Source organism: Halosimplex pelagicum (assembly GCF_013415905.1).
Taxonomy (GTDB): domain Archaea; phylum Halobacteriota; class Halobacteria; order Halobacteriales; family Haloarculaceae; genus Halosimplex; species Halosimplex pelagicum.
In genome coordinates, this window is the sequence record NZ_CP058909.1 from 1706239 (window position 1) to 1731539 (window position 25301).

26 protein-coding genes and 1 tRNA gene are annotated in these 25301 nt (G+C 71.5%); 17 read left to right on the plus strand and 10 right to left on the minus strand.

Annotated features, from left to right (window positions below):
- The first annotated feature begins 3 nt into the window (after positions 1–3).
- Positions 4–1023, plus strand: a complete 1020-nt coding sequence (gene ncsA, locus HZS54_RS08405; RefSeq protein ID WP_179921842.1) for a tRNA 2-thiolation protein NcsA — start codon at positions 4–6, stop codon at positions 1021–1023.
- Positions 1024–1233: 210 nt separating this feature from the next.
- Here the strand turns inward: ncsA and ftsZ are convergent, their stop codons facing one another.
- The 3 genes from ftsZ to HZS54_RS08420 form a co-directional block, all read right to left on the minus strand.
- Complete coding sequence (gene ftsZ, locus HZS54_RS08410) at positions 1234–2478, minus strand: cell division protein FtsZ (RefSeq protein WP_179921844.1); 1245 nt, start codon at positions 2476–2478, stop codon at positions 1234–1236.
- 3 nt (positions 2479–2481) lie between these two features.
- Positions 2482–2670, minus strand: coding sequence for a ribbon-helix-helix domain-containing protein (locus HZS54_RS08415; RefSeq protein WP_006881776.1), 189 nt, complete (start codon positions 2668–2670; stop codon positions 2482–2484).
- A 251-nt stretch (positions 2671–2921) separates the two neighbouring features.
- Positions 2922–3524 carry a double zinc ribbon domain-containing protein gene (locus tag HZS54_RS08420; RefSeq protein ID WP_179921846.1) on the minus strand — a complete coding sequence of 201 codons (603 nt, stop codon included), beginning with the start codon at positions 3522–3524 and terminating at the stop codon, positions 2922–2924.
- Between the two features lie 152 nt (positions 3525–3676).
- Between HZS54_RS08420 and HZS54_RS08425 the strand changes: the two genes are divergently transcribed.
- Positions 3677–3750 (plus strand) — tRNA-Tyr (locus HZS54_RS08425).
- Between the two features lie 232 nt (positions 3751–3982).
- Here HZS54_RS08425 and HZS54_RS08430 read toward each other — a convergent pair.
- Positions 3983–4768: a formate/nitrite transporter family protein gene (locus tag HZS54_RS08430; RefSeq protein ID WP_179921848.1), complete on the minus strand. Its 786-nt coding sequence runs from the start codon at positions 4766–4768 to the stop codon at positions 3983–3985.
- 103 nt (positions 4769–4871) lie between these two features.
- On the opposite strand from HZS54_RS08430, the gene HZS54_RS08435 reads away from it, so the two are divergent.
- The 10 genes from HZS54_RS08435 to HZS54_RS08480 all read left to right on the plus strand — a co-directional run bounded on the left by HZS54_RS08435 (position 4872) and on the right by HZS54_RS08480 (position 12024).
- A complete protein-coding gene (locus HZS54_RS08435; protein WP_179921850.1) occupies positions 4872–5258 on the plus strand; it encodes a hypothetical protein in 387 nt (128 codons plus the stop codon).
- Positions 5259–5431: 173 nt separating this feature from the next.
- A complete protein-coding gene (locus HZS54_RS08440; RefSeq protein ID WP_179907706.1) occupies positions 5432–5617 on the plus strand; it encodes a hypothetical protein in 186 nt (61 codons plus the stop codon).
- 232 nt (positions 5618–5849) lie between these two features.
- Positions 5850–6479 carry an HAD family hydrolase gene (locus HZS54_RS08445; RefSeq protein WP_179921852.1) on the plus strand — a complete coding sequence of 210 codons (630 nt, stop codon included), beginning with the start codon at positions 5850–5852 and terminating at the stop codon, positions 6477–6479.
- Positions 6470–7489: a CobD/CbiB family cobalamin biosynthesis protein gene (locus tag HZS54_RS08450; protein ID WP_179921854.1), complete on the plus strand. Its 1020-nt coding sequence runs from the start codon at positions 6470–6472 to the stop codon at positions 7487–7489. The genes HZS54_RS08445 and HZS54_RS08450 overlap by 10 nt, the downstream gene beginning before the upstream one ends.
- Positions 7480–8316, plus strand: coding sequence for an adenosylcobinamide-GDP ribazoletransferase (gene cobS, locus HZS54_RS08455; protein ID WP_246391853.1), 837 nt, complete (start codon positions 7480–7482; stop codon positions 8314–8316). The genes HZS54_RS08450 and cobS overlap by 10 nt, the downstream gene beginning before the upstream one ends.
- Complete coding sequence (locus tag HZS54_RS08460; RefSeq protein ID WP_179922976.1) at positions 8316–8858, plus strand: NTP transferase domain-containing protein; 543 nt, start codon at positions 8316–8318, stop codon at positions 8856–8858. The genes cobS and HZS54_RS08460 overlap by 1 nt, the downstream gene beginning before the upstream one ends.
- Before the next feature lie 82 nt (positions 8859–8940).
- Positions 8941–9393 carry a DUF7992 family protein gene (locus HZS54_RS08465; protein ID WP_179921856.1) on the plus strand — a complete coding sequence of 151 codons (453 nt, stop codon included), beginning with the start codon at positions 8941–8943 and terminating at the stop codon, positions 9391–9393.
- 122 nt (positions 9394–9515) lie between these two features.
- On the plus strand, positions 9516–10565 hold the full coding sequence (locus tag HZS54_RS08470) for an aminotransferase class I/II-fold pyridoxal phosphate-dependent enzyme (RefSeq protein ID WP_179921858.1): 1050 nt from the start codon (positions 9516–9518) through the stop codon (positions 10563–10565).
- Complete coding sequence (locus HZS54_RS08475; RefSeq protein ID WP_179921860.1) at positions 10552–11298, plus strand: adenosylcobinamide amidohydrolase; 747 nt, start codon at positions 10552–10554, stop codon at positions 11296–11298. The genes HZS54_RS08470 and HZS54_RS08475 overlap by 14 nt, the downstream gene beginning before the upstream one ends.
- Before the next feature lie 48 nt (positions 11299–11346).
- Positions 11347–12024, plus strand: coding sequence for a cob(I)yrinic acid a,c-diamide adenosyltransferase (locus tag HZS54_RS08480; RefSeq protein WP_179921863.1), 678 nt, complete (start codon positions 11347–11349; stop codon positions 12022–12024).
- Between the two features lie 54 nt (positions 12025–12078).
- On the opposite strand, the gene HZS54_RS08485 is transcribed toward HZS54_RS08480, so the two are convergent.
- The 3 genes from HZS54_RS08485 to HZS54_RS08495 form a co-directional block, all read right to left on the minus strand.
- Positions 12079–13794, minus strand: a complete 1716-nt coding sequence (locus tag HZS54_RS08485) for a hypothetical protein (protein WP_179921865.1) — start codon at positions 13792–13794, stop codon at positions 12079–12081.
- Complete coding sequence (locus HZS54_RS08490; protein ID WP_179921867.1) at positions 13791–14600, minus strand: ABC transporter ATP-binding protein; 810 nt, start codon at positions 14598–14600, stop codon at positions 13791–13793. Before HZS54_RS08490 ends, HZS54_RS08485 begins: the two co-directional genes overlap by 4 nt.
- 594 nt (positions 14601–15194) lie before the next feature.
- Entirely contained in the window at positions 15195–15995 is an 801-nt protein-coding gene (locus tag HZS54_RS08495) for a class I SAM-dependent methyltransferase (RefSeq protein WP_179921869.1), read from the minus strand.
- 530 nt (positions 15996–16525) lie between these two features.
- Here HZS54_RS08495 and HZS54_RS08500 point away from each other — a divergent pair.
- The 3 genes from HZS54_RS08500 to HZS54_RS08510 all read left to right on the plus strand — a co-directional run bounded on the left by HZS54_RS08500 (position 16526) and on the right by HZS54_RS08510 (position 20541).
- A complete protein-coding gene (locus HZS54_RS08500) occupies positions 16526–18169 on the plus strand; it encodes a cobyric acid synthase (RefSeq protein WP_179921871.1) in 1644 nt (547 codons plus the stop codon).
- A gap of 30 nt (positions 18170–18199) precedes the next feature.
- Entirely contained in the window at positions 18200–19057 is an 858-nt protein-coding gene (locus tag HZS54_RS08505; protein ID WP_218927131.1) for an alpha/beta fold hydrolase, read from the plus strand.
- A 170-nt stretch (positions 19058–19227) separates the two neighbouring features.
- The gene (locus HZS54_RS08510) at positions 19228–20541 is read left to right on the plus strand and encodes an MFS transporter (RefSeq protein ID WP_179921873.1); all 1314 of its coding nucleotides are present in this window, start codon (positions 19228–19230) and stop codon (positions 20539–20541) included.
- A 101-nt stretch (positions 20542–20642) separates the two neighbouring features.
- Here the strand turns inward: HZS54_RS08510 and HZS54_RS08515 are convergent, their stop codons facing one another.
- Both HZS54_RS08515 and HZS54_RS08520 read right to left on the minus strand, forming a co-directional pair.
- Entirely contained in the window at positions 20643–22310 is a 1668-nt protein-coding gene (locus tag HZS54_RS08515) for a PKD domain-containing protein (RefSeq protein WP_179921875.1), read from the minus strand.
- 111 nt (positions 22311–22421) lie between these two features.
- A complete protein-coding gene (locus tag HZS54_RS08520) occupies positions 22422–23237 on the minus strand; it encodes a TrmB family transcriptional regulator (protein ID WP_179921877.1) in 816 nt (271 codons plus the stop codon).
- 367 nt (positions 23238–23604) lie between these two features.
- On the opposite strand from HZS54_RS08520, the gene HZS54_RS08525 reads away from it, so the two are divergent.
- Both HZS54_RS08525 and HZS54_RS08530 read left to right on the plus strand, forming a co-directional pair.
- A complete protein-coding gene (locus HZS54_RS08525) occupies positions 23605–24399 on the plus strand; it encodes a TrmB family transcriptional regulator (protein WP_179921879.1) in 795 nt (264 codons plus the stop codon).
- A gap of 135 nt (positions 24400–24534) precedes the next feature.
- Positions 24535–24876 carry a HalOD1 output domain-containing protein gene (locus HZS54_RS08530; protein WP_179921881.1) on the plus strand — a complete coding sequence of 114 codons (342 nt, stop codon included), beginning with the start codon at positions 24535–24537 and terminating at the stop codon, positions 24874–24876.
- Between the two features lie 35 nt (positions 24877–24911).
- Here the strand turns inward: HZS54_RS08530 and HZS54_RS08535 are convergent, their stop codons facing one another.
- Positions 24912–25229 (minus strand): DUF7344 domain-containing protein, encoded by a 318-nt coding sequence (locus HZS54_RS08535; protein ID WP_179921883.1) that lies wholly within the window; start codon positions 25227–25229, stop codon positions 24912–24914.
- Between the last annotated feature and the right edge of the window lie 72 nt (positions 25230–25301).

Consider the following 25301-nt stretch of genomic DNA (forward strand, 5'->3'; position numbering starts at 1 on the left):
GCGATGGACTGCGACAAGTGCGGCGAGTCGGCGGTAATGGGCGCCGCCTACTCCGGGCTGCACCTCTGCGAGGAGCACTTCTGTCGGACCGTCGAGACCCGCGTCCGCCGGCGCGTCCGCGAGGACAACCTGGTCCCGCGATCGGCGACGCCCGAGGACCCCGAGACGTGGGTGATCGGGCTCTCCGGCGGGAAGGACTCGGTCGTCCTCACCGAGATCCTCCACGACACCTTCCGCGAGGACCCGCGGATCGAACTCGTCGCGCTGTCGATCCACGAGGGGATCGAGGGCTACCGCGACGAGTCGATCGACGCCTGCGAGGAACTCACCGCCGACCTGGAGCTGCGCCACGAGGTCGTCTCCTACGCCGAGGAGTTCGGCGTGCAGATGGACGACGTGGTCGAGGACGACCCCGAGGGGATGGCCGCCTGCGCCTACTGCGGCGTCTTCCGCCGGGACGTGCTGGAGCGGTACGCCGAGAAGCTCGACGCGGACAAACTGCTGACGGGCCACAACTTAGACGACGAGGCCCAGACCGCGCTGATGAACGTCTTCGAGGGCGACGTGGGACAGATGGCCAGCCACTACGACGCGTCGCTCGGTCCCTTCCCCGAGGAGGACCGCCACGGCGACCCGGTCGACCCGCCGAGCGACCCGACCGAGCGGCCGCGCCACGCTCAGGACCACCACGTCCCGCGGGCCAAGCCGCTGCGGGACGTGCCCGAGAAGGAGGTGGCGCTGTACGCCCACCTCCGGGACCTGCCCGCGCACATCACGGAGTGTCCCCACGCCGAGGAGGCGTATCGGGGCGAGGTCCAGCAGTTGCTGCTCGACATGGAGGAGAACCACCCGGGGACGCGCCACTCGATCATGGCCGGCTACGAGCAGTTCGCGGCGCTCGCCGCGTCGGCGTTCGGCGGGACGGAAGCGCCCGACTACGGCGAGTGCGACGAGTGTGGCGCGCCGACCGGCCGCGAAGTCTGCCGGAAGTGCGACCTGCTCGACGCGCTGGAAGCGGTCTGAACGGTCGGGTTCGCCGCTGGCTCGCTCCGAGCGCGTCGTCACTGTCTCCGGTGTCGGACACTGTGTGACGAGCCGCGGCGCTCCGGTGTCGGACGGGTACCCGCGAGTCACTCGGCGTCGTCACTGGCCGGTCGAAAACGGAAAGAGAGAGTGGGTCGAGCGGTCCCTGGAACCGGTGGAGGGGTCTCCAGTGGGACCGACCCGGGAGCCTTAATCCGGGCGGATGACGTCCAGCCCGTTGTTCTTCTCTAAGTTGTCGCGGCCGCCGTCGGTGTGGCCGTAGTCGGGCTCGCCGCCCGAGTTCCCGCCTGCGCCGTGGCCGCCGCCCATGCCGCCGGAGTCGCCGAACTCGGTGTCGACGTTCTCGCTGGCGTCGAAGGTCGAGTCGTCCACGTCGTCGAGCGCCTGACGGGACTTGTCGGCCTGCTTCTGGGTCGTCGGACCGAGGACCTGCGCGGACTTGACGCCGGTCATGATGGCCATGACCCGCACCTTGCCCTTGTACTCCTCTTCGATGCGCGCGCCCCAGATGACGTTGGCGCTCGCGTCGAGGCGCTCGGTGATGTTCTGCGCGATGCCCTCGGCCTCCTTCAGCGCGAGGTCGGGGCCGCCGGTGATGTGGACGAGGCCGCCGGTCGCCCCGCGGTAGTCCACGTCCAGCAGCGGGTGGTTCATCGCGTCTTTCACCACTTCCTCGGTCTTGTTCTTGTCCTGGGTCTCGCCGACGAGCATGACTGCGACGCCACCCTGATTCATGATGGCGGTCATGTCGGCGTAGTCCAGGTTGATGAGCGAGGGCTGGGTGATCGTCTCCGAGATGCCCTTGACCGTCTCCGCGATGATCTGGTCCATCACGGAGAAGGCCTTGCCGATGGGCAGGTTCGGGACGTAGTCCAGCAGGCGGTTGTTGTCCAGCACGATGATGGAGTCGGCCTCGCTGCGGAGGGTCTCGAGACCCTTCTCGGCCTTGACCGTGCGGGCGCGCTCGACGTTGAACGGCGTCGAGACCATCCCGACGACGATGGCGCCCTGGTCTTTGGCGATGTTCGAGACGACCGGCGCGGCGCCGGTCCCCGTCCCGCCGCCCATGCCGGCGGTGACGAAGACGAGGTCGGCGTCACCCAGGACTTCCTCGATGGTACCCTGGGCCATCTCGGTGGCGCGCTTGCCCATCTCGGGGTCGCCACCGGCGCCGAGTCCGTTGGTCAGCGACTTGCCGACCAGGATCTTCGTGTCCGCCTCGATCATCTGCAGGTGCTGCTTGTCGGTGTTGATGGCGACGGTGTCGGCACCGTCGACGCCGATGTTGTACAGGCGGTTGACGGTGTTGTTCCCGGCGCCACCGCAGCCGACGATGACGATCCGGGGGTCGCCGAAGCCGTCGCCCTCCTGCTCGTCCATCTGCTTCTGCTCGGCCTCGTCCCGTTCGAGGGCCTCCTTGACGATATCCTGCATCGTTCAGGCCCTCTGGAAGCTGCGCCGCTTGCGCTTTTCGGAGGGGCGCTCCTTGCTCCCGTCCTGCTCGTTTAGTTTCTCGCGGACGGCCGCCCGGATGGCTTCGCTCCGGTTGGGGTACTCCCCCGTTTCGACCATTCGCTCGACCTCTTCGATCTGCTGCTTCGGAATCCGTAGTGTCACACGCTCCATGTTTGATGTTCCCCTTTGGGTAAGACGGCAGCCGTGGACGCGGTCGCCCGTTCGTCTTACACGGCGACTTCGAACTCCCATCCGACGTAATCGCACGAAGGCGCGGGTCACACGTCCGCGCCGCGGCCCGTGTAAGACGACCGTCTTACGCAGGAATTACATCTGGGTGTAGGGTTATAAAGGTAACGGCGAGCGTCATACACTCGGTCGTTTACGGCGTTTAATCCGCTCTGTGTAGCGTTTGCGGCGTTTCAGGATTGGTCGAGCACGTCGGCCGCCGGGGTGCGGCGGCCGCAGCTGGGGCAGAAGGCCCAGTCCGACCGGAGTTCGTCCCCGCAGTCACAGAAGACGCGGTGGGACGCCTTCTCCCCACAGTTCGGGCAGTAAACGTGCCCAGAGGAGACGTTTTCGCCACATTTTCCGCACGACCGTTCCGCGTCGTCGGGCGCGTTTTCGCCCGCGTCCGCGCCTGTCTTACGACCGGGATCGACGCCCGACGCTTCGGCCGCCGGGGCCGGTGACGCGTCGGCCTCCGAGCGGCTGGACGGGGCGTTTTCGCCGTCGAGAGCGATGTTTACGTTGATGTCCTGGGGTTGGCTCGGCGTAAACGCACCGTCCAGGCGGTCGGCGACGATGGCGTCGACGCGCTCGGCGATGAGGTCGTCGATGGACTCGCTCGCGTCCGACGCCTCGGCGGTCGGCGTCGACCCCGTCGCCGTCGCGCTCGGTCGCGTGTCCGTCCCCTCGCCGAGATACTCCCGCAGGGCCTCCCGCATGATCTCGCTCTTCGAGGCGTCGAACCCCTCGAGTCGCTCGATGAGATCGTCGTCCGCGCGGAAGGTAATCTTGCTCATCCGACTCGTGAGATCCGTCGTCGCCCGGGTATTTCAATCTTCCCGCAGTGTCTGACGCGTGTCTGTCGCCGTCGGTATGGCTGGGTCACTCTCCCACTCCCGCCGCGAGTCAAAACGGTTAAGTCCGACACGGCGGCTACCTGCAAGTGCGCCCGCCCTTAGCTCAGACTGGTAGAGCAGTCGACTGTAGATCGACTTGCCCCCCGTTCAAATCGGGGAGGGCGGACTTGGTTTTCGGCCGAACCGTAGTCGACCGCCGAGCGCCATCACCCCTCCGGGAGCGTGTCCGACGGGTCGACGACGTGGTGCGAAGGACTAACACGGACGAGTCCTGAGCGCCGTGGGGCTGGTGGCTGCCAGTCCACGGTGGTGTCCCGGCGTCGGCGCACGTCCGACCCCAACCCCTCCCACACGCGCGCCGGCGGACGCCGGTCGTTCACGGACCGGGACACACCGTCTTACTCCTCGGACTCGTCGGTTCCCATCGCCTGCGTGACGTGGGTGACGGTGACGAGGCCGAGCCCGCCCACGAGGTTGCCGGCGGTGACGACGGCGGTCATCGCGGCGAGCCGTTCCGGGCCGACCGTCGCGCCCAGCAGCGTCCCGAGGACGACGTGAAGGATGGAAACGACGACGTGGTCGAACGGGCCGAGCGCGAGCATGAAGCCGACGGCGTAGGCGAGCCAGAGCCGGCTCCCGTCGCTCCGGACGGAGACCACGAGGAAGGAGAGCAGACTCACGAGCGCGCCGCCGGCGATGCCGCGGGTGAACCACGTGCGCGCGGGCCGGTGTGCGGTCTCCTCGGCGAAGCGCTGGAGCGCGTCGGCCCCGGCTGGTGGGATCGCGCCGTCGACGGCGAACACGAGGGCCAGCAGGCCGCCGCCGAGGAGGTTGAAGACGAACGTGAGCGTCCACAGGCGCAGCAGCGACGGGACGGCGGAGACGCCGCGCTCGACCGCGGCGGCGGCGGGGTCGGAGAAGTTCTCGTTGAACAGTTCCGTCTGCCCGGCGACGAGGAAGACGACCCCGGGCGCGAAGGCCAGCGCGCCGGCGACCCGGGCGGCGTGGCCGGCGGTCGGTCGGACGAGCCCCTCGACGATGCCCAGCGCGACGACGCCGAACAGGACGGTGAAGCCGGCGATGAAGCTCGTCGAGGCGAGTTCGAGGAGCGACTGGTCGAGTCGGCGCTCGCCCTCCTCGACGGCCCGGTCGAATATCTCGCCGGGTGTCAACTGCTGGGTCACGTGACCGGTTGGATCGCCGGCGACAAAAGCCGCTGGCCGGCCATCGAATGTAGTCGGCGTTCGTCGCCGCCGAGTGTAAACCCCTGGGGCCACAAGTCGGGGTATGGACGAAATCGAACTCGGCCAGGCGACGATCGTCTACGACGACCCCGAGGAGGGGACGACCGAGGTCACCGTCGACAACGAGGAGGTCGTCTACGCGCGCGACCACTGGATGCTCAAGTCGGGGACCGACGACGACGGCAACGACCTGATGAAACAGATCCCGCGGGACCGGGTCCACGCCGTCGAGCGCAACGTCGAGCGCTTCGAGGACGAGGCTTCGACGGTCCGCAACCGCGTCGAATCGTTTGCCAGCGAGATGCGCGAGAAACTCCCGGTCGGCGGCGACGGCGAGCGCCGCCCCGGCGACGGCCGCGGGAGCGACGGCGGGCCGACGCGCGTCCCCGTCACCGAGGCGGACGACCGCGACGACTCCGGCGGGGAGTGAGCGGCGAGTCGCCGCCGCGCCCCGCTCGTTCGGTGCGCGTCAGGGGGTTGAGCGGACGCCGGTGCCCTGGAGACGAGAACACGGCTTAACGCGGGCGTAGGCCCGGACGGGAGCGTTTTCGCCGGGTGTAAACTATCCTCGCTCTTTTTAGTAGGAGCGGTTCTGGTACGGATGTGGTCACGATGGGCGTCTTGGAACGGGCCAAACGCGCTTCAGGGCTGTCGGAGCCCGAGGCGTTACCGTATCTGTGTCTCGGGTGCGAGACGCAGTTCGACATCCAGTATCACACCTGCCCGGTCTGTGGGAAGTACGATATCCGACGGGCCAAGTGGGTGAACGCGGACGGCGAGTCTCGCTGACGACGGCCGTCCGGACGCCTCGCCGACAGCTCAGGCCTGCCCGAAGCCGAGCGCGCGGCCCACGACCCATGTGACCCGGGGCCGAACCGGCCCGCACACCCCTTTATTTATCGCGACGCCTCGCCGAGCGGCGCCGCCGACGGTCGGTCGCTCTCACAGTTCCCCGTCTCGGGGCGGTCCCGGTGCTGAACAGTCCGTATCGTTCAAGGTGCGGCGGTTCGACGGGGGGTGCGTGGCAGTCTCGTTCGACCTGTTCGGCACGCTCGTCGCCGTCTCCCGGCCCGCCGAGCCCGCCGAGGCGGTCGCCCGGCAGCTCCGCGAACGCGGGGTCGCGGTCCCCGACGGCTGGGCGACGGCCTACCGCGAGCCGCAGGTCACCGTCGAGTCGGGCGCGGAACTCGCGCTGTCGGACCACGTCGGACACGCGCTCGCGAGCCGCGGCGTCGACGCCGACGCGGGGACGGTCGCGGCGGCCGTCCGCGCGGCGTTCGACGGACCGGTCGACACCCGCGAGGGCGCCGGGGCGGCCGTCGCGGCCGCCGCCGAGCGCGGTCCCGTCGGGGTCCTCTCGAACTGCAGCGTCAACGGGCTCGTCGAGCGGACGCTCGACCGGTCGGCACTCGACGCCGACCGCTTCGACGCGGTCGTCGCGAGCGTCGACTGCGGGTGGCGCAAGCCCGACCGCCGCGCGTTCGAGGCGGTCGCCGAGGCATTCGGCGTCCCGCTCGCGGACCTGATCCACGTCGGCGACGACCCCGAGACCGACGGCGGCGCCGAGGCGGCCGGGGCGCGGAGCGTCCTCCTGGACGACACCCACCTGGCGGATCTGCCGGCGCGACTGGAGGGGAGGGAGTGTCGCTGAGCACCGTCGCGGTCGGGCTGGCGCTCGCGCTCGACGCGGCCGTCGGCGAGCCGCCGACGCGCGCCCACCCCGTCGCCTGGTTCGGCCGGCTGGTCGCGCCGCTGGACCGGTCGTGGACCCGGTCGCGAGTCGTCGGCGCGCTCGCGACCGTCGCGCTCCCGCTGGCCGCGGCGCTGGCCGTCGGCGGAGTCGTCGCCGCGGCCGGCGCCTGGCGGCCGCTCGCGGGCGCCGTCGCCGGCGGTGTCGCCCTGTTCCTGACGACGAGTCTCCGGCGGTTGCTGTCGGTCGGACTGGAGGTCGCGACGCTGACCGAGACGGACATCGACGGTGCCCGCGCCGAGCTGCGCGCGCTCGCCGGCCGGGACGCGGCGGCGCTGTCGCCCGGCGAGGTGCGGAGCGCGGTCGTCGAGAGCGTCGCCGAGAACCTCGCCGACGGGCTGGTCGCGCCGCTGGGCGCGTTCGCCGCGGTCGCGGTCGCAGCCGGCGTGGTCCTGCCTCCGGGACCCCTCCCGGTCGGTGTCGGCCCGGCCGCCCTCGACCCGGCCGTCGCGGCGGTCGCGCTGGGCGCGGCCGGTGCGGCGTGGGTCAAGGCGGTGAACACGATGGACTCGATGCTCGGTTACCGGAGCAAGCCCGTCGGGTGGGCGCCGGCGCGGCTGGACGACGCGGTCATGTGGGCGCCCGCGCGGGCGAGCGCCGTCCTGATCGCCGCGGCGTCGCTGTCGCCCGGTTCGGCGCTCGTCGCGCGGCGCTGGCTCGACCGCGTCCCCTCGCCGAACTCCGGGTGGCCGATGGGGACGGTCGCCGCCGCGCTGGGCGTCCGACTCGTCAAACCCGGCGCGTACGACATCAACGCCGACGCGCGGCTGCCGACGGTCGAGGACGCCCAGCGGGCGGTCCGCCGAGTGGGGCTGGCCGGCGGGCTGGTGTATCTGGGTGCGGCCGCGGTGACGTACGCGGGCGCTGGAGCGGTGACGGACGTGGGTGCGGGGGTGTTCACGTGGGCCTGAAGGAGGCTCCGACGGCGATCCGCGGCGCGCTGGGATTTCTCTCGCGGCTCCCGGTGGGACGCGACGAGCGGGCCTGGGAGGCGTTCCGACGGGCGCCGTGGACGCTGCCCGTCGCGGGCTATCTGCTGGGCGGGCTCGCCGCCGTGCCGGTCGCGGTGGGCGTCCTCGCACCCGTTCCCGCGGTGACGGTCGGGCTCGCGTATCTCGTCGCCGTGGTCGCGCTGACGGGGATCAACCACTTCGACGGCGTCGCGGACCTGGGCGACGCGGCCGTCGTCCACGGCGACGCCGAGCGCCGCCGGGAGGTGATGGGCGACACCACGCTGGGCGTCGGCGGGACGCTGGCGCTCGCCGCGGTGGTCGTCGGGCTGGCGCTGGCCGGGGCGGGGCTCGCGGCGCTGCCGGTCGCGGCGGCCGTCGGGCTGGTCGTCGCCGCGGAGGTCGCGGCGAAGGCGGCGATGGCGACGCTGGTCGCGCTCGGCTCGGCGGCCCACGACGGCTTCGGCGCGGCGGTCGCCGACGAGACGCCGCCGCGCGGGCTCGTCACTCCGCTCGTCCTCACCGCGCCGGCCGTTGCGCTGACCCTCCCGTCACTGGCGGCCCTCGCGGCGCTCGCGAGCGGTGTGACGGTCGCGCTCGCGTTGCTGTGGTGGGCCCGCGGACGGCTTGACGGCGTGACCGGCGACGTGGTGGGCGGGGCGAACGAGCTCGCGCGGGTGGCCGCGCTCCACGCCGGCCTCGTCGCCTGGCGCGCGGATGTCGCCGTGCCGGTCGGTCCCTGGGAGTCGGTGGGTCTCGGGGAGGTGGTCGCGTGGACGCCCTGGTGATCTGCGGCGGGAAGGGCACGCGGCTCGACTCCGACGGCGAGAAGCCCCTGTTTCCCGTCGACGGCGAGCCGATGGTCGACCGGGTGCTGGCGGCGCTGGCGGACAGCCGCGTCGACCGCGTGTACGCCGTCGTCTCGCCCCACGCCCCGGAGACCGCCGCCCACGTCGACTGTCCGACCATCGAGACGCCCGGCGAGGGGTACGTCGCGGACCTCCAGCACGCGCTGGCCGACGAGTGGGTCGACGGGCCGGTGCTGACGGTCGCCGCGGACCTGCCGCTGCTGGACGCCGAGGCGGTCGATAGCGTGCTCGCCGCTCACGACTCGGGATCGCTGACCGTCGCGGCGCCGACCTTCCTCAAGAGCGCGTTGGGCGTGAGCGTCGACACGACGTTCGTCCACGACGGCGAGGAACTCGCGCCGGCGGGCGTCAACGTCGTCGGCGACGGCCCCGACCGGACGCTCGTCCGCGACGACGCCCGACTGGCGGTCAACGTCAACCGCCGCGAGGACGCCGAAGTGGCCGAGCGACTGCTGCTCTGAGGCGGCGCCGCGCGGACTCGTCCCGTCTCGCGGTCGGTCCTCCGTGGGAAACCCTCAATGCACCGACCGCCGAAGGGGGAGTATGTCATTCGACCCCGATGTGCCGAACCCGCCGAGACTCGACGCCGCCGAGGACCCGGGCGACTACGACGCGGTCGAGGAACCGGAGACCAGGACCGGCGAGGAGGGACGCCGCGAGGCGCTCGCGGAGTTCCTCGCGGAGGGCGCCTGGGAGGACGCCTTCCTCGAGTGGGTCGACAACAGCTACCTCGACGACGAGCAGTTCGAGGCCGCACGTGAGCTGGGGATGATCGCCGCGCTCGATTTCTACTGGAACGAGACGGCCGGCGACGTGGGCTATCTCGCGCCCGAACTCGCCGACGAGCTGCCCGACCCCTGGGACGACCGGCTCGACCGGGCCGACCGCGCGGACATCGACGAGGCCATCGACGAACTCGGCCGGACCGTCAGCGAGGTGCTCGAAAATCGCTATATCGACCGGAGTTCCGAGGAGTTCGGCTACACCTGGGAGTAGCCGAGACGGCGGTGGGAGTCGAACCGCCGCTCGCGGGCGTCGCGAGCGGCTGTCTGGGCGATCCGTCGGGACGGACGTGTTCGGAGCGGGAGCTTCATGTCGCCGCTGGCCGACCCCTCGGTATGGACAACGAGGCGGTCGCGCGGCTCGCGGGGTCGGCAGTGGCCCACGGCAGCAGCGACGACCCCGACGCCCTCGACTTCAGCGCGAACGTCAACCCCGAGGTGCCCGACGGCGTCGCCCAGGTGTACGCGGGCGCGCTCGACGGCTCGCGAACCTACCCGCCCGAGGACTACCTCGACTACCGGCGGGCCGCCGCCGGCTACGTCGACTGCGACGCCGACGCGGTGATCCCGACGGCGGGCGGGCTGGCCGCGATCCGTCTGGCCGTCGCGGTCACCGTCGACCCGGGCGACCGGGTCCTCGTGCCCGAACCGAGCTTCGGCGAGTACGCTCGCGAGGTCGAACTGCAGGGGGGCGAGCCCGTGGCGGTCGCCCACGATGCGGTGCTGTCCGCGGACCCGAGCGAGTTCGCGCTCGCTATCGTCTGCAACCCGAACAACCCGACCGGCGACGCCTACGAACCGTCGGCGCTGGCCGACTTCGCCGACCGCTGTCGCGCGGCAGGGACGGTGCTGCTCGTCGACGAGGCGTTCCTGGGATTCACGGATCGGCCGTCGCTGGCCGGCGAGCCGGGCGTGGTCGTCGCGCGGTCGCTGACGAAACTGTTCGGGCTGCCGGGGCTGCGGGCGGGCTTCGCCGTCGCGACGGGCGACCTCGGTGAGCGGGTCCGGACGGCCGCGATCACCTGGGGGCTCGGGTGGCCGGCCGCCGCGGTCGGGGCTCACTGCATGGACAGCCCAGCGTTCGTCGCGGAGACGCGCGACCGCGTGGCGAGCGAGCGCGAGCGCCTGCGGGCGGCCTTCGACGCCGACCCGCGGTTCTCGGTGCATCGGCCCGACTCGCCCACGGAGGACGCGACCGCTCCCTTCCTCCTGCTCGACTGCGGGAGCGACGAGGGGGTCGAGGAGTTGCTCTCGCGGGCGCGGGCGGCCGGCATCGAACTCCGGGACGCCCGGTCGTTCGCGGGGCTCGATACGCACGTCCGCGTCGCGGTTCGGACGCCCGCCGAGCACGACCGGCTGCTGGGAGCGCTGGATGTTCGAGAGTAGGGTCTCGGCGGGCGTGCTGTGCGTGCGCAGTCCGGACACGCGCTGGCTCTCGACGGGATTTTCGGGCGGGTACCAGCGGGCGGACGCCGCGTACAACTGCACGGTCCCCGAGGGGTTCGACCGGACGGATCTGTCCGCCTACGTCGCCGAGCGCCGGGAGCGAGCCGGGTTCTCCGAGGCGGGGCCGGCGATGCTGACCGGCGTCGACCTGCGACACGCGCGACGCGCCCGGCTGGACGGCGTCGAGGTCGTGGCGACCGCGGGCGTCTCGAACCCGGCACGCCTCTCGATGGACGACCGGCGGGCGACTGCCGGTTCGGATTCGGCGGGCGCTCCGGCCGAGGACGCCGACGGTGACGAGCCGCCGCGGCCGGGGACGGTGAACCTCGTCGTCGGGACGACGCGGGCGCTAGAGGAGGGCGTGCTCGCGACGCTGCTGGCGACGGCCGTCGAGGCCAAGACCGCGACGCTGCTGGCCGAGACGGGCTTCACGGGAACCACGTCGGACGCCGTGGTCGTGGGGTCGGACCCGTCGGGCGAGCCCGCGGCGTTCGCCGGCAGCGCGACGCCCGTGGGACGGGCCGCGCGAGTCTGCGTCCGTGACGCCGTCCGGGCGAGTCTCGCCGCGCGGTACGGCGGCGAGGGTGGCGACGCGATCCCCGACTCGGTCGCGGCGGCCGAGTACGGCGTCCGCTCGGGCGGTCGCGCGACCGTCTCGGGGATCGGCGAGTAGCGCGGGCCGGTCGAAGCGGCTACGGGGCTGGGGGGCGACGCCACCGACATGAGCGACGACGCGACCACAGACGACGATCTCCGAGGCGCCGACCCGCTGGAACCGCGACCGATCGAGCCGGCGGCGCCCGAGGAGTTCGGACTCGTCCAGGTCTGGTGGGGCGACGGCAAGGGCAAGACGACCGCGGCGATGGGGATGGGGATGCGCGCGGCCGGCCACGGCTACCGCGTCCACATGCTCCAGTTCATGAAGGGCGGGACCAGCACGGTCGAGGACGTGCGCGGCGAGTACAACGCCATCCACGCCCTGCCGGGGTACTCCTACGAGAACAGCGGCCACTACGGCTGGCACCGCTTCCACGACGGCACCGACGACGACGAGCACGCCGCCCGCGCGAAGGGCGGCTTCGAGCGAGCGACGGAGATCGTCGCGGCCGCCGGGGAGGCGGACCTGTCCTCGCCCCTGCCGCTCGACGGCCCCGCCGACGACGGCGTCCACATGCTGATCCTCGACGAGATCTGCTACGCGGGCAACCGCGGGCTCGTCGACCCCGACGACGTGCGGGAACTGGTCGAGTCGAAGCCGGAGAACCTGGAACTCGTCCTGACTGGGGGCCACGAGCGCCCGGAGTTCGTGACCGAGACCGCCGATCTGGTGACGAACGTCCGCAAGGAGTCTCACCCGATCGAGTCGGGCCACAGCGCCCGCAAAGGCACCGAGTACTGAGGGGGCGGCGCGGGCGACCGGGTCGGGGCCTGTTACCCGTCGGTCGGCCGTCGTTCAGGCGAGTTCGTAGCGGTCGAAGGTGCGGACGGCGTAGCGGTAGGAGAGGGCGGGCAGCAACAGGAGGACGACCAGCGCGACGGCGCTGACGGTGTAGAGCGTGCTCGGCGCCAGCGACACCTGCGTCGAGAGGACGATCGAGGCGATCCCGCCGATCAGCGTCGCGCCGAGTTCGCGCGCGCCTTCGAGGCCGGTGAAGACGGCGGCGACGGCCGTCAGGACGACGTGGGCGCTGAAGAGGACGAACGCCCACGGGCTGGGGACGACGGCCTCCATCGAGCGGGTAACGTTCGTCGCCTCGAAGCGGGGGAAGGCGGTGCCGATGCCGACCGAGAGGCCGGCGGCGACGACCATCGCCACGGGCGAGAGGCCGACGAGGATCGCCGTCTTTCCGGCACCGACCGGGCTCAGCGCGGCGACGACGCCGACGAGGACCGTCCCGACGGGGACGGCGACGACCAGGCCCGCCAGCACGTGCGCGAGGACGAACTTCCGGCCGGTCACCTCGCTCAGGATGGTGGGCGCGAGCACCGACCCCTGGTCGCCCAGCGGGTTGAGCGTGAAGACGACGCCGCCCGCCCAGGCGACGAACACGAGCAGGGCGTAGGGCAGGTACACCGGGATCTCGCCGGTCTGGAGGATCTCGACGAACGCGCCGGTCCCGAAGAAGAGGGGGTAGGCGGCGTACATCAACTTGAGCGGCGCGCGGGCGGCCCGGCGCCAGGCGAGGACGGCCAGCGCCGCGGTCGGCCGGTCGACGACGGCTTCGAGTCTGCGGGCGAGCCAGTCGTCGTCGGTGGTCGCCGCGGCGGTCGCGCTCGTCGCTCCGGCGGTGTCGGATTCGACGGGGTCGTCCTCGTCCTCGCCGGCGAGGGCGGGGTCGGCGAACCAGTGGCGCCTGGCGACCCAGGTGCCCGCGGCCGCCGCGACGGCGGCGAAGCCGACCGAGCCGGCGACGACCGCGCCCGCTCGCGTCGCGTCGGCGGCGACGTTCGGCAGGCCGAGGAGTCCGAGGTCGGCGTACCAGCCGACGGGCGAGGCGGCCATCGGCTCGAAGAGAACACCGGCGGCCTGGTTGAGCGACCCGCTGACGATGGCGGCCATGTAGAGGACGAACACGAGGGCGATCAGGCCGGTCTTGTGGCGGGCGACGAACGGAAAGCGGGTGACGACGTGGCGGACGCCGAGCCCGAGCGCGAACGCGGCGGCGACGACGGTCGCGCCACCGAGGGCGAGCGCCAGCGGGACGCCCGCGGCCGGCCAGAGCGTCCCGGTGCCGAGCGCGAGGCCGACGCCGGCGCCGGCGGCGGGCAGCAGCGTCCAGATCAGCAGGTAGACGAACTCGCTCGCGACGAGACCGAGGTAGGCCTCGACGGTGGGGACGACCGTCAGGACCCCCTCGGCGTTGGTGAGCGTGCCGCGCTGGCCGACGGCGCGGACGGCGAAGACCACGACGCCGATGATCCACATGACGCCGACGAACCCGCGGGCGGCTTCGGCCGTCGCCGCCGGGACGAAATCGAGCGACCCCGACGCGAGCGCGCGGCCCAGCGCGCGGCCGCCGTAGACGCCACCGGCGGTGAGCCCGAGCGTCAGCAGCGCGAACAGGCCCACCGAGACGACCGAGGTCGCCCAGCTGTCGGGGTCGGTCCGCTTGCGGACCATCCGCCGCACGTCGATGCGGGTCAGCCGGAGGCTGTGGCCGACGTTCATGACTGGCCGTCCGGCGCCGTCGCGCTCGCCTCGGCGGCGGTCGCCTCCTCGGCGTGGTCGGTGGTCACTTCGAGGAACACGTCCTCCAGCGACCCCGCCTCGCCGTGTTCGGCGCGCTGTTTGAGCCGGTCGGGCGGCCCCTCGGCGACGAGGTCGCCGCGGTGGAGCACGCCGACGCGGTCGGCCAGCTCGTCGACGACCGGCAGGATGTGCGTCGACAGGAACACGGTCGTCTCACCGCCGGAGAGCTCGGCGACGAGGTCCTTGACCGTCCGGGCGGCCCGCGGGTCCAGCCCGCTGGTCGGCTCGTCGAGGAACAGGACGGGCGGCTCGTGCAGCACCGTCGCGATCAGCCCCACCTTCTTGCGCATCCCCGTCGAGAAGCCTTCGAGCCGGCGGTCGGCCTCGTCGGCCAGCGAGAAGCGGTCGAGGTAGCGGTCGATGCGGTCGTGGGCCGTCTCGCGTGGGATGTCGTGGAGGGCGGCGACGTGGCGCAGTTGCTCGCGCGCGGTCAGCTCGTCGAACAGCGGCGGCTCCTCGGGGAGATACCCCACCACGGAGATCAGTTCCCGACGGTCGGTCACGTCGACGCCCATCACGCGGGCCGACCCGCTGGTCGGTCGGGTGAGCGTCGTCAGCATCCGCATCGTCGTCGTCTTCCCGGAGCCGTTCGGCCCGAGGAAGCCGTACACCTCGCCCTGCTCGATCGACAGGTCGAGGCCGTCGACCGCCAGCACGTCACCGAACCGCTTCGTCAACTCGTTCGTCTCGATCGCGAGGCCGTCTGGAGGGCGTTCGGAGGCCATACCGGCCCTTTCACGCGTCTGACTCTTATGTGATCGGTCGCCGGAACGGGCGTCGGGGACCGTCGAACCGGCTGGAGCGGGCCGCGACCGACCGATGGGCCGTGCGGTGAGCGGTACGGTCGGTGTACGCTGTTGTGGATTCGGAAAACGGTGCGGTTGGCGTGCGCTGTCGAGCGGTGCGAGGCGCGCAGCGCCTCGATGCGAACGGCTCTGCCGTGAGCGTGCCCGCCTCGTGGCGGGCCGCTCGAAATAGCCGCGCGAGGGATGAGAGAGCCGAAGGCGAGCGAATCGGCTGGGGTGGTGTGAGGCCGTCTACGGTGCTGTGCGGGGCAGTCGCGGTGCTGTGCGGTCCTGGTGGACTGAAAGGGCGAAGCGCGCTCGCGCCGGTAGTCGCCTGAGCGACCCCTATCCGCGCGGGCGGTGCCGAGAGCGCGGATATGTCGCTCAGCGACCGCGAGCGGGTCGAGGGCTTTCACCGCCTGCGGTTTCCTGCGGAAGCAACAGCAGCTAGCGAGCGGGTCGAGGGCTTTCACCGCCTACCGGCGAGTGCGGTGGAATCGACAGCTAGCGAGCGGGTCGAGGACTCTCGCACCGTCACTCGGTCAGTTCGGCGCGCAGGCAGATCGACCGGGGCGGTCGGTCGAGCAGTGTGGACACGTCCTCGGCCAACTCGTCGTCCAGCCGCTCCGAGAGGTCGGGCTCGCGCAGGCCGGTGAGGGCGAAGCCGGCGTCGAACAGCGGGTCGGTGAGCGCGTCCAGCGGCCGGCGATGGAAGGTCGTAGGGTCGGCCTCGTCGCCGCCGTCCGACCCCTCCTCGGGCGCCTCACCGCTCCAGTAGAGGTCGTAGCGCTCGGCGTCGGCGTACGTGGGGGAGTCGGCGTCGACGGCGGGCCGCGCGTCGAGCCCGTCGATGGCCCGGGTGTCGGGATACGATCCGTCGCGGACGACGAGGAACTCGTGGAACGGGTGGTGGGTCGACAGGACGACCGAGCCGCCCGGGCGGACCAGGCGGGCGAACGCCGCGGCGACCGGTCCGAGGTCGGCGACGTGCGAGCAGACGTGCTGGCAGAGGACGAGGTCGAACCTGTCGTCGGCGAGGGAGTCGAGGCCCTCGGTGAGGTCGGCGTGGCGGAACGCGACGCGGTCGCGGTCGCCGTAGTGCTCGCGTGCGGTGGCGACCATCCCCTCGCTGGCGTCGACGCCGACCACGTCGGCGCCGCGGTCGGCGAGTGCGGCGGCGTGGGTGCCGTCGCCACAGCCCGCGTCGAGGACGCGTTTCCCGTCGAGGTCGGGGAGCAGTTCGTCGAGGGTCGGCCAGAGCACCTGCGCGCGCCACGGCACCGCGGCGTAGTCGCGCCAGTCGTCGGCGAGGGCGTCGTAGTGGTCGTCGGGCATGGAGTCGGTGTCCGCGCTCGGATGGGCGGCGTCGTCACTTCAGTCGTTCGACCGCTCCGGACGCGTGCGGACGAAGCGACCGACCTATCAGCTGCCGCACGTTTGAGGCGTTTCCTAAACACGGGGTTATTCACGGCTACCGGAACACCACCACACGGAGGCCGCTGACAACTCCACCGCGAGCGACAGCTCGTGAGTCACGGTCTCTCCCCCCTCTCAGAACCGAACAGTCCCATCCGTCCGCAGATCGAACGGCTGTCGCGCACTTACTGCGACACGTCCACCTGCCGAAACTGGCCGAGTACGGCCCCGTCGACTGGAACCGAACGAGTCACGAAGTGACCAAAGGTCCGGCCTTCGACGAGATCGAACCCGTACTGGATCTGCTGGACGACAACGAGGCCGAACTCCCCGCCGACTGGCCGTAGCTCGCCGGCTCGACGGTCGCCGGCCGACCCGTACGGCGGGGACGGCCGGGGGTCTCCGCCCCGTATTTACCGCTCGGCGTCGAATCGACGAGCGACCGCTGGATGGCACGCACGATCTTGATCGCCGGAACGGCCAGCCACGTCGGCAAGAGCACCGTCGCCGCCGGGCTCTGTCGGCTGCTCGCCGACCGGGGCGTCGACGTGGCGCCGTTCAAGGCGCAAAATATGAGCAACAACGCCCGCGCGGTGCCGAGAGCCGAGGCCGTCACCGGGGACGACACCGAAGGGAACACCGAGGCGGACACCGCGGCGTTCGGCGAGATCGGCGTCTCCCAGTACGTCCAGGCCCGCGCCGCCCGAGTCGAGCCCACCACGGACCACAACCCGGTCCTACTCAAACCCCGCGGCGAGGGCGAGTCCCAGCTCGTCCTCGACGGCGAGGCCGTGGCCCACTACGAGGCCGGGGAGTACTACGAGGACCACTGGGAGCGCGCCCGCGAAACCGCCCGCCGCGCCCACGAACGGCTCGCCGCCGACCACGAGGTGGTCGTCGCCGAGGGCGCGGGGTCGATCGCCGAGCCGAACCTGCGCGACCGGGATCTGGCCAATATCGAGACCGCGCGCTTCGGCGACGCCGACGTGCTCCTCGTGGCGGACATCGAGCGCGGGGGCGCGTTCGCCAGCCTCGTCGGCACCGTCGAGTTGCTCCCCGACGACGTGCGCGAGCGGGTCGCGGGCGCGGTCCTCACGAAGTTCCGCGGCGACGAGTCGCTGCTCGACCCCGCCATCGACGAGGTCGAGGAGCGCACGGGCGTCCCAATTTTGGGCGTGATCCCCCACGACGACCCGGGTCTGCCCGCCGAGGACAGCGTCGACCTCCCCGCCGAGGGCGAGCGGGCGGTGCGCGGACGCGACGACGGCGTCCCCGACGACCGGGCGGTCACCGCCGCCGTCCCGCGCCTGCCCCGGATCTCGAACTTCACCGACCTGGCGCCGCTGGCCCGCGAGCCGGGGGTCCGCGTGGCCTACCTGCCGCTGGACGCCGAGTTCGCCGACCCCGAGGCGGTCGGGACGGGGACCGGCCGCGGCGCCGACGCCGTTGTGATCCCGGGCACGAAGAACACGGTCGACGACCTGCGGGCGCTGCGGGCGGCGGGATTCCCCGAGCGACTCCGGGCGTTCGACGGGCCGGTCGTCGGCCTCTGTGGCGGCTACCAGATACTCGGCGAGCGCATCACTGCGGCCGATATCGAGAGCACCGACGACCTCGACACCGTCGACGGTATCGGACTCCTGCCGGTCGAGACGCGCTTCTCGACGGACAAACGGGTCGAGCGAGCCACCCGCCGGCTCGACGGGGTCGGCCCGCTCGCGGGCGCCGCGGGGCCGGTCTCCGGCTACGAGATCCACATGGGCGAGACGCGCGTGCTCGACCGGGGAGGCGCCGCCGCCGTCGACCGGCCGTTCCCCGACGCCGGAGCCGGCGCGGCGACCGACCGGGTGCTGGGGACATATCTGCACGGGCTGTTCGAGAACGAGCGTGCCCGCGAGGCGTTCGTCGATAGTGTCTTTGCCCACGTAGGTACCGACCGCCCCGACGGTTGTTCGGCCGCGGGGTCGCCGTACGACCGGGCCGCCGACCTGGTCGCGGGACTCGGACGGGAGGCGCTCGTCGACGGGCTCGGCCTGGGCGTACTCAACGATGGCCTCGGTCCGGATGCGCTCGCCGACGAGGCCGGCCGGTAGACTGACGCGGCCGGCGGCCGTGGGTCGACCATGTCGCTCCCCACCGTCGACGACGCCCGCGCGTGGATCGACGCCCGGTCGGCGCGGGGGATCGCGGTCCGGATCGCCGCGGCGGTCGCCGTCCTCGCGCTCGCGGGCGGGCTGGTCTTTTACGCGTACTTCGGCGTCTTCGCACACCACGCTCCCGCGGAGGTCCGCGAGTCGGTCCTCGCCGACGGGAACGTGACCGTGACCGAGGCCTACGGCGGGTTCGTCGTCTCGGACGCCGACCCCGGCGTCGAGCGCCTCGGCGTGGTGTTCTACCCCGGCGGTCGGGTGGCGCCCGACGCGTACCTCCCGACGGCGGCCCGACTGGCCGAGCGCGCGAACGTCACCGTCGTCGTCCCGAAGATGCGGGCGAACCTCGCCGTGTTCTCGGCGGGTCGGGCCGACGCGGTCATCGCGGGCGAGCGGAACGTCTCGCGGTGGGTCGTCGGCGGGCACTCGCTCGGCGGGGCGATGGCGTGTCGGTACGCCGGGGACCACCCCGACGCCGTCGACGGCCTGCTGCTCGTCGGCGCCTACTGCGACCGGCCGATCCGTGAGATGCCCGCGCTGGCGGTCCTCGGGACGCGCGATTCGGTACTCGACCGGGAGCAGTTCGCCGACAGCCGGGCGAACCTGCCCGCCGCCGCCACCGTCGAGCGCATCGAGGGGATGAACCACTCCCAGGCGGGGTCCTACGGCGGCCAGCGCGGCGACAGTCCCGCGCGGATCGGGACCGAGGCGGCCCACCGTCGACTCGCGGCGGTCGTCGCCGACTGGCTCTGCGGCGAGTTCGACCACTGCGCGGGCGGCGCCTCGTCGCGCGACCGAGCGGGCGCGAGCGCGCGGTGGCCTCCACAGTAGGGATGACGCTCGGGCCACCGCCGTCGCGTGGACAGACGCGGACAGATCGAACGACGTTCGATCGATAGTCGGTTAGAAAATCAACCGAACGTCTCGAAACAGTCTAGAGTGGTGCAGTATTTGCGAGAGAGATCGGAACAACATTACGGGCGTACTATTTTCGACCCAGTATGAGTGTGCATCGGATACGCGGGAGTTCGCGCCGGGGGCTGGCGTCGGCGACGCTCGGCTTCTTCGTGGGCTTCGCCGGCGTGGTGTTGTACGGGCCGGTCGCGACGGAGTTCGAGTCGGCGATGGGGCTGTCCGGGCTGGCGCTCGGGCTGCTCGTCGGGGCGCCCCAGCTGACGGGGTCGCTGCTGCGGATCCCCTTCGGCGCGTGGGTCGACGAGGTCGGCCCGCGCAAGCCGTTTCTGGTCCTCCTGAGCCTGTCGATCGTCGGGATGGCGGGGCTGTCGGTGTTGCTGGTGACGGCCTACCCCGAGGGCCTGTCGATGGAGCTGTACCCGCTGGTGTTCTTCTGCGGTGCCCTGAGCGGCTGCGGGATCGCCACCTTCTCCGTGGGCACCACCCAGACCTCCTACTGGTACCCGAAGGACCGCCAGGGGACGGTGCTGGCGGTGTACGCGGGACTGGGCAACAGCTCGCCGGGGCTGTTCACGCTCCTGTTGCCGATCGCGCTGTCGGCGCTGGGGCTAACGACCTCGTATCTCGTCTGGTTCGCGTTCCTCGTTCTCGGGACGGTCGCCTACGCCGCGCTGGCGGTCGACCCGCCCTCGTTTCAGCTGCGCGAGCAGGGCCTCGATACCGACGAGGCCCGCCAGCGAGCCGAGGCGTACGGTCAGGAGCTGTTCCCGGGGGGTGACGCCTTCGCCTCGGTCCGCGAGGCCGCGGCGATCCCGCGGACCTGGGGGCTGGTGGCGCTGTTTTTCACCTCCTTCGGCGGGTTCCTGGCGCTGACGGTGTGGCTGCCCTCCTACTGGACGGCGATCCACGGGATGGGCGTCCAGGCGGCCGGGGCGCTGACGGCGATCGCCTTCACCCTGCCCGCGGCGGTCCTGCGGGTGCCGGGTGGGTATCTCAGCGACCGCATCGGCGGCGAGGTGACCGCGGTCGGGAGCTTCGTCGTCGTCGGCATCGCGGCGCTGGGGCTCGTCGTCACGCGCACCTACGGGACCGCGCTGGGGGCGACGGTCTGTCTGGCGGTCGGGATCGGCGTCGCCAACGCCGCCGTCTTCCAGCTGGTGCCGAAGTACGTCCCGGAGGCCGTCGGCGGCGCCTCGGGTCTGGTCGGCGGGCTCGGCGCGTTCGGCGGGTTCGTCGTCCCGCCGGTGCTGGGGCTGTTCGTCGATAGCTTCGGCGAGTCGGGCTACGCCAGCGGGTTCGTCGTCTTCGTCGCGCTCGCGCTGGTCTCGGTCGCGCTCTCCGAGCGGCTCTACCGCACCCGCGCGAGCGTCGGCGTCGACGCCGCGGCGGCGGGGGAGTGACCGCCGGGCGTCGACGACCCGTCCTGCGTCGCCGCCGGCCACCGAGTCGGCGCCGTTCGTCGGTCACCGAGCCGGCGTCACCCGTCGGTCACCCGTTCGAGTCACTCGACGACGATTTCGACCGTATCGGTCGTCGTCTGCCCGGCGTTGTCGGTCGCGGTCAGCTCGACGGTGTAGGTGCCCGCCGAGTCGTAGCTGTGGGACGCCCACCAGCCCTCGGCGGTCGTCCCGTCGCCGAAGTCCCAGGCCAGCGCGTCGATCCAGCGGTCGTCGCCGGACGTGTCGCGGGCCTCGAACTTGACGGTGTCGCCGACGGCCGGCTCGGTCGTGCTCGGTTCGGCCGTCGCGACGGCCTCGGTCTGCTCGGTGACGGTGATCGCCAGCCCGTGAGTCGTCGACTCGCCGGCGTCGTTCGTCGCGGTGAGTTCGACCTCGTACTGGCCGGGGTCGTCGTACTGGGCGTCGGCCCACCAGCCGTCGCCGGTGGTGCCGTTCCCCAGGTCCCACTCCAGGGTCGAGACGTGGCGGTCCGCGCCCGAGGCGTCGCTGGCCTCGAAGTGGACCCAGTCGCCCGCGGTGGCCTGGGTCCGGTCCGGGACCAGCCGCGCGATCGGTTCCGCCGAACTCTCGGCGAGCCACTGGCGGATGAACCCGCCGTGTTCCTCGGGGGCCGAGCGCAGCGTCCAGTCGTCGGCGCCGCCCTCGCCGGGGGAGTCGAACATCGTCGGGGCCCACGAGTCGTCGAAACACCAGGCCGCCCACCCCATGTTGTCGTAGCTCTCGACCCACTCGCGGAAGGGCTGGCCCCAGTCGGTGTTGGTGCCGTAGTCGAGGTCTTCGCTGTAGGGGTCCCAGCCGAACTCGGTGACGAACACGGGCACGTCCTCGGCGGGCGCGCCGTAGGTGTCGTCGAACTCGTCGGGCTGGCCGTTGTCCGGGTAGATGTGGGCGGCGTAGACCAGGTTCTCCCCCTCGAAGGGGTACTCCGGGGCGAAGTTCGTCCGGGAGGTCCAGCTCGGCGACCCGAGGACGATGGGGGTCTCCGGGGCCTCCTCGCGGACCATGTCCACCCACGGCTGGGCCGTGTCGCGCCACAGCAGCCACTCGTCCTCGGGGCTCTCGACGCTCTCGCCGTTGTCGCTCCAGAAGATCGGGTACGTCGGTTCGTTGAACAGCTCGTAGATGACGTGCTCGTCGTCGGCGAACGCCGGCGCGACGCCGCCCCAGAAGTTCCGGACGAGTTCGTCCGGGCTGGTGCCGTAGTCGGCGTCGTCGGCGGCCGCCTCGGTGTAGGGGTGGATGAGGTGGAAGTCGATCATCGCGTAGGTCCCCCGCTCGCCGAGCAGGTCGACGACCGGGCGGAGCACGTCCGAGACCAGCGCGTCGACGCCCAGCTGGTCCACGTCCCACTTCGTGACCGGCAGCCGGACGACGTTGGGGTACCAGCCCCGGGCGGGGTCGCTCGCCCAGTCGACGACCTCCGTCGGCGTCTTCGGGTGGTTCCCCTCGACCTCGTAGAAGCCCATCGACGCCGTCGCGAGGCCGCGCAGCCTGACGGCCTCGCCGTCGGCGTCCCTGACCCACTTGCCGTCGGTGTGCAGTCGAGACGGTACCCCCTCGTCGGCCGCCGCGGTCCCCGCGACCCCGCCGAGGGCGACGCCGGCCACGCCCGCGCCGGTCGCCCGGAGGACGCCCCGCCGCGTCGCCGTCCGTTCCCGTGTACCCGTTCGCCGCTCGCCTGATCCGTTCCGATTGGCATCCGGTGTCATGCGGGACGGTCATCGCGACGACACGATGTAATTCCACAGGTGAGTGAAACGTCTCGGAGCCGACAGCGGCGATCTTTCACAGTGTGGAACGAGTGTGCCGAGCGGCGCCGGTCACTCGACTCCGGGGTCTTCGACCGGGAGCAGGCCGGTGGCCATCAGGCGGCGGACGATCGTGACGAGCCCGTTGTCGAACCCGCGGCCGAAGACGGCCTGTTCCTCGGACCCTGGGGCCGTCTCGTGGGCCGTGCTCACGAGGATCGTCGACCGGTCGACCAGCAGGATGCGCGTGATCTCCGTGTCGTCGTCGGGGGTCGCCCCCTGGAGCCACTCCAGGCCGGAGACGAAGACCTCCGCTCCCGGGAGCGCGGTCTCGACCTCCGAGCGGAGCGACTCCGTCACGGTGCCGACGACGACCGATACTCCCCGTTCGGCGGCCTCGTCGAGCGCCGCCAGCACCGAATCGGTGACCACCGACTCGGTGCCGAAGATCATGACGATCTCCCCGTCCCCTTCCTCGATCAGTTGCTTCGTCCGACTGTGGGTCGCCGCGTGGCCGGACAGCGCCCAGACCTCGTGGGTCGCGTCGGGATCGGTCGGCTCGCTCGCGGGTTCGAGCCCCTCGAGGGTCTCCCTGAGCGTGTCGGTCTTGGCCTCGTACTCGGCCCGCAGGGTCGCCGTCGCCTCGTCGATGCCGACGGCGCGGAACTGCTGGGGGTTGGCGTGCTGGATCTCCACCAGCCCCTTCGACTCCAGCACCCGCACCGCGTCGTAGACGCGGGTCCGGGGCACCTCCGAGATGTCGCTTATCTCCTTGGCCGTCGCCTTCGGGAGCCGCGTCAGCGCCACGAAGGCCTTGGCCTCGTACTCCTTGAGTCCGAGCCCCTGCAGGAGTTCGATCGCCTGGTCTGTGTTCGTGATGTCGTTCATAGGGTCCCAACCTAGCCACCGGTCGCCCGGTCACTACGGCCGTGTAACCGCTCCACGTGAAAGACACTTCCCCTCCGCGGACGCTCCCCTCCCCGTCGGGACCGCCGTCGTCGAGCCGAGATCGGCGGAGTAAATCCCTCTATGTCCGGTCTATCGCCCCCCCCCCCACCTCGCGAGTCCGCGCCGCCCTCGGCTACTCTCGGCGGTCGTTCCCGCTGGCCGACCAGACGTTCACCCAGATAATCACAATACTACTTTAGGGCTCTGCAACCAAGCGATCGATGGCCCGCGGCCACCAGTAGGGTCCCAACCGCGCTGTCGGCCGCGGGTCGTCTCGACGAGCGGCCCCGCCGTCGAACGTGATTCGATGTCCGAGGAACTACCCGAATCGGCCAGGTCGGTGGCGGTCGAACAGCTCGCGGAACTCGGCCTGAGTACCTACGCCGCGCGGACGTACGTGGCGCTGGCGAGCCTCGGCGACGGCACCGCCCAGGACGTGAGCGAGGTGGCCGACGTTCCGCGGACGCGCGTCTACGACGCGGTCGGGGAACTGGAGGACCACGGCCTGGTCGACGTGCGCCAGTCGACGCCCAAGCGCTTCTGGCCGGTGTCGGCCGAGACGACCGGACGCCACTTCGAGCGCCAGTACCGCGACCGCGTCGACCGCCTGACGGACGCGCTCGGTAACCTCGAACACGCCGACCGCGTCGACGAGCAGCGGGGCGTCTGGACGGTCACCGGGCGGGCGACCGTCACCGACCGCATCGTCGAGTTCGTCGACGACGCCGACGACGAGATCGTCTTCATGACCGTCGAGGACCTCCTCACCGACGAGATCGTCGCCAGCCTCGCGGCCGCGAGCGACCGCGGCGTCTCGATCAGGGTGGCCGGACTCTCCGACGACGTCGGGGACGTACTCAGCGAACACGTTCCCGACGTCGAGACGTTCGACTCCATCTGGGTCTGGTCGGACACGCCCACGGGTCGACTGGTCATGGTCGACGGCCGGAAGACGCTCGTGAGCGTCCTCGTCCGGGAGGGCGAGGCGTCGGACCCCCCGAGCCGCGACGAGACGGCGATCTGGGGGTCCGGCGAGACCAACAGTCTCGTCGTCATCCTGCGGGCGATGTTCACCTGGCAGCTCGACGGCGACCGCGCATAACCGGTCGTGTTACCCACATCCTCACAACAGACTCTTGGCTGTTGATACTGAACAGTACAGTGTGTTCCGAGCATATCGGTGCTGTCGGTTTCCGAGGTCGGAACCGCAGCCAGACCAAAGGCGGGGTGTGTGAGAGTGGCGACCGACGAGTGGCCGGGGGACCGGCCGGCGACCGACGAGGGGCCAGGGGACCGGCCGGCGAACGACACGGCCGGGGACGAGGCGGTCGTCCGTGGCGACTGGACGGGCTGGAGAAACGTAGGCGCCGCCGTCGCCACCGCCGTCGCGGCCGCGACCGGCAGCGAGGTGACCGACATGGAACCGCTCGCCTACTCCGTCGACACCGACGCGCTGGACGCCCTGCTGACCGACAGTCGCGGCGAGGGTTCCGTCACCGTGTCGTTCCGATACGAGGGCGTCGACGTTCGCGTCACGTCCGACGGCGAGATACGCGTCCGCCTCCCGGCGGACGAGTAGCGTCTCGGCCGGGGAGCCGAGCGTGGTGACCGGGACTACTCCAGTTCCGTTTCGACGAACTCCAGCAGCGCCGCGACCCGCTCGTCGCCGGTGTCGCGAACGGTCGAGGACCGCGCGTCGAACGTCAGGACGCCCGCATCCGCCAGTTTCGGCAGGTGAACGTGCTGGAGAGCGACACGGAGCTGTTCGCGCTCGTCGGCGTCGTCGCCGTTCGCGACCGCGGCCGTCAACTCCGGGACGGATATCACTTCGCCGTCGGTCTCCCGCAGATGTCGGAGCAGTTCGCGCCGCTGCGGATCGGCGGCGGCCGTGAGTAATTCCTCGGTCGTGGTGGCTACACTGTCGGTTTGCATTTGCTGTTCCTCCACATTCGCTGTAACTGCTGACGAAGACGAACCTGGATGTAAGATTCGGGGTTCGCGACG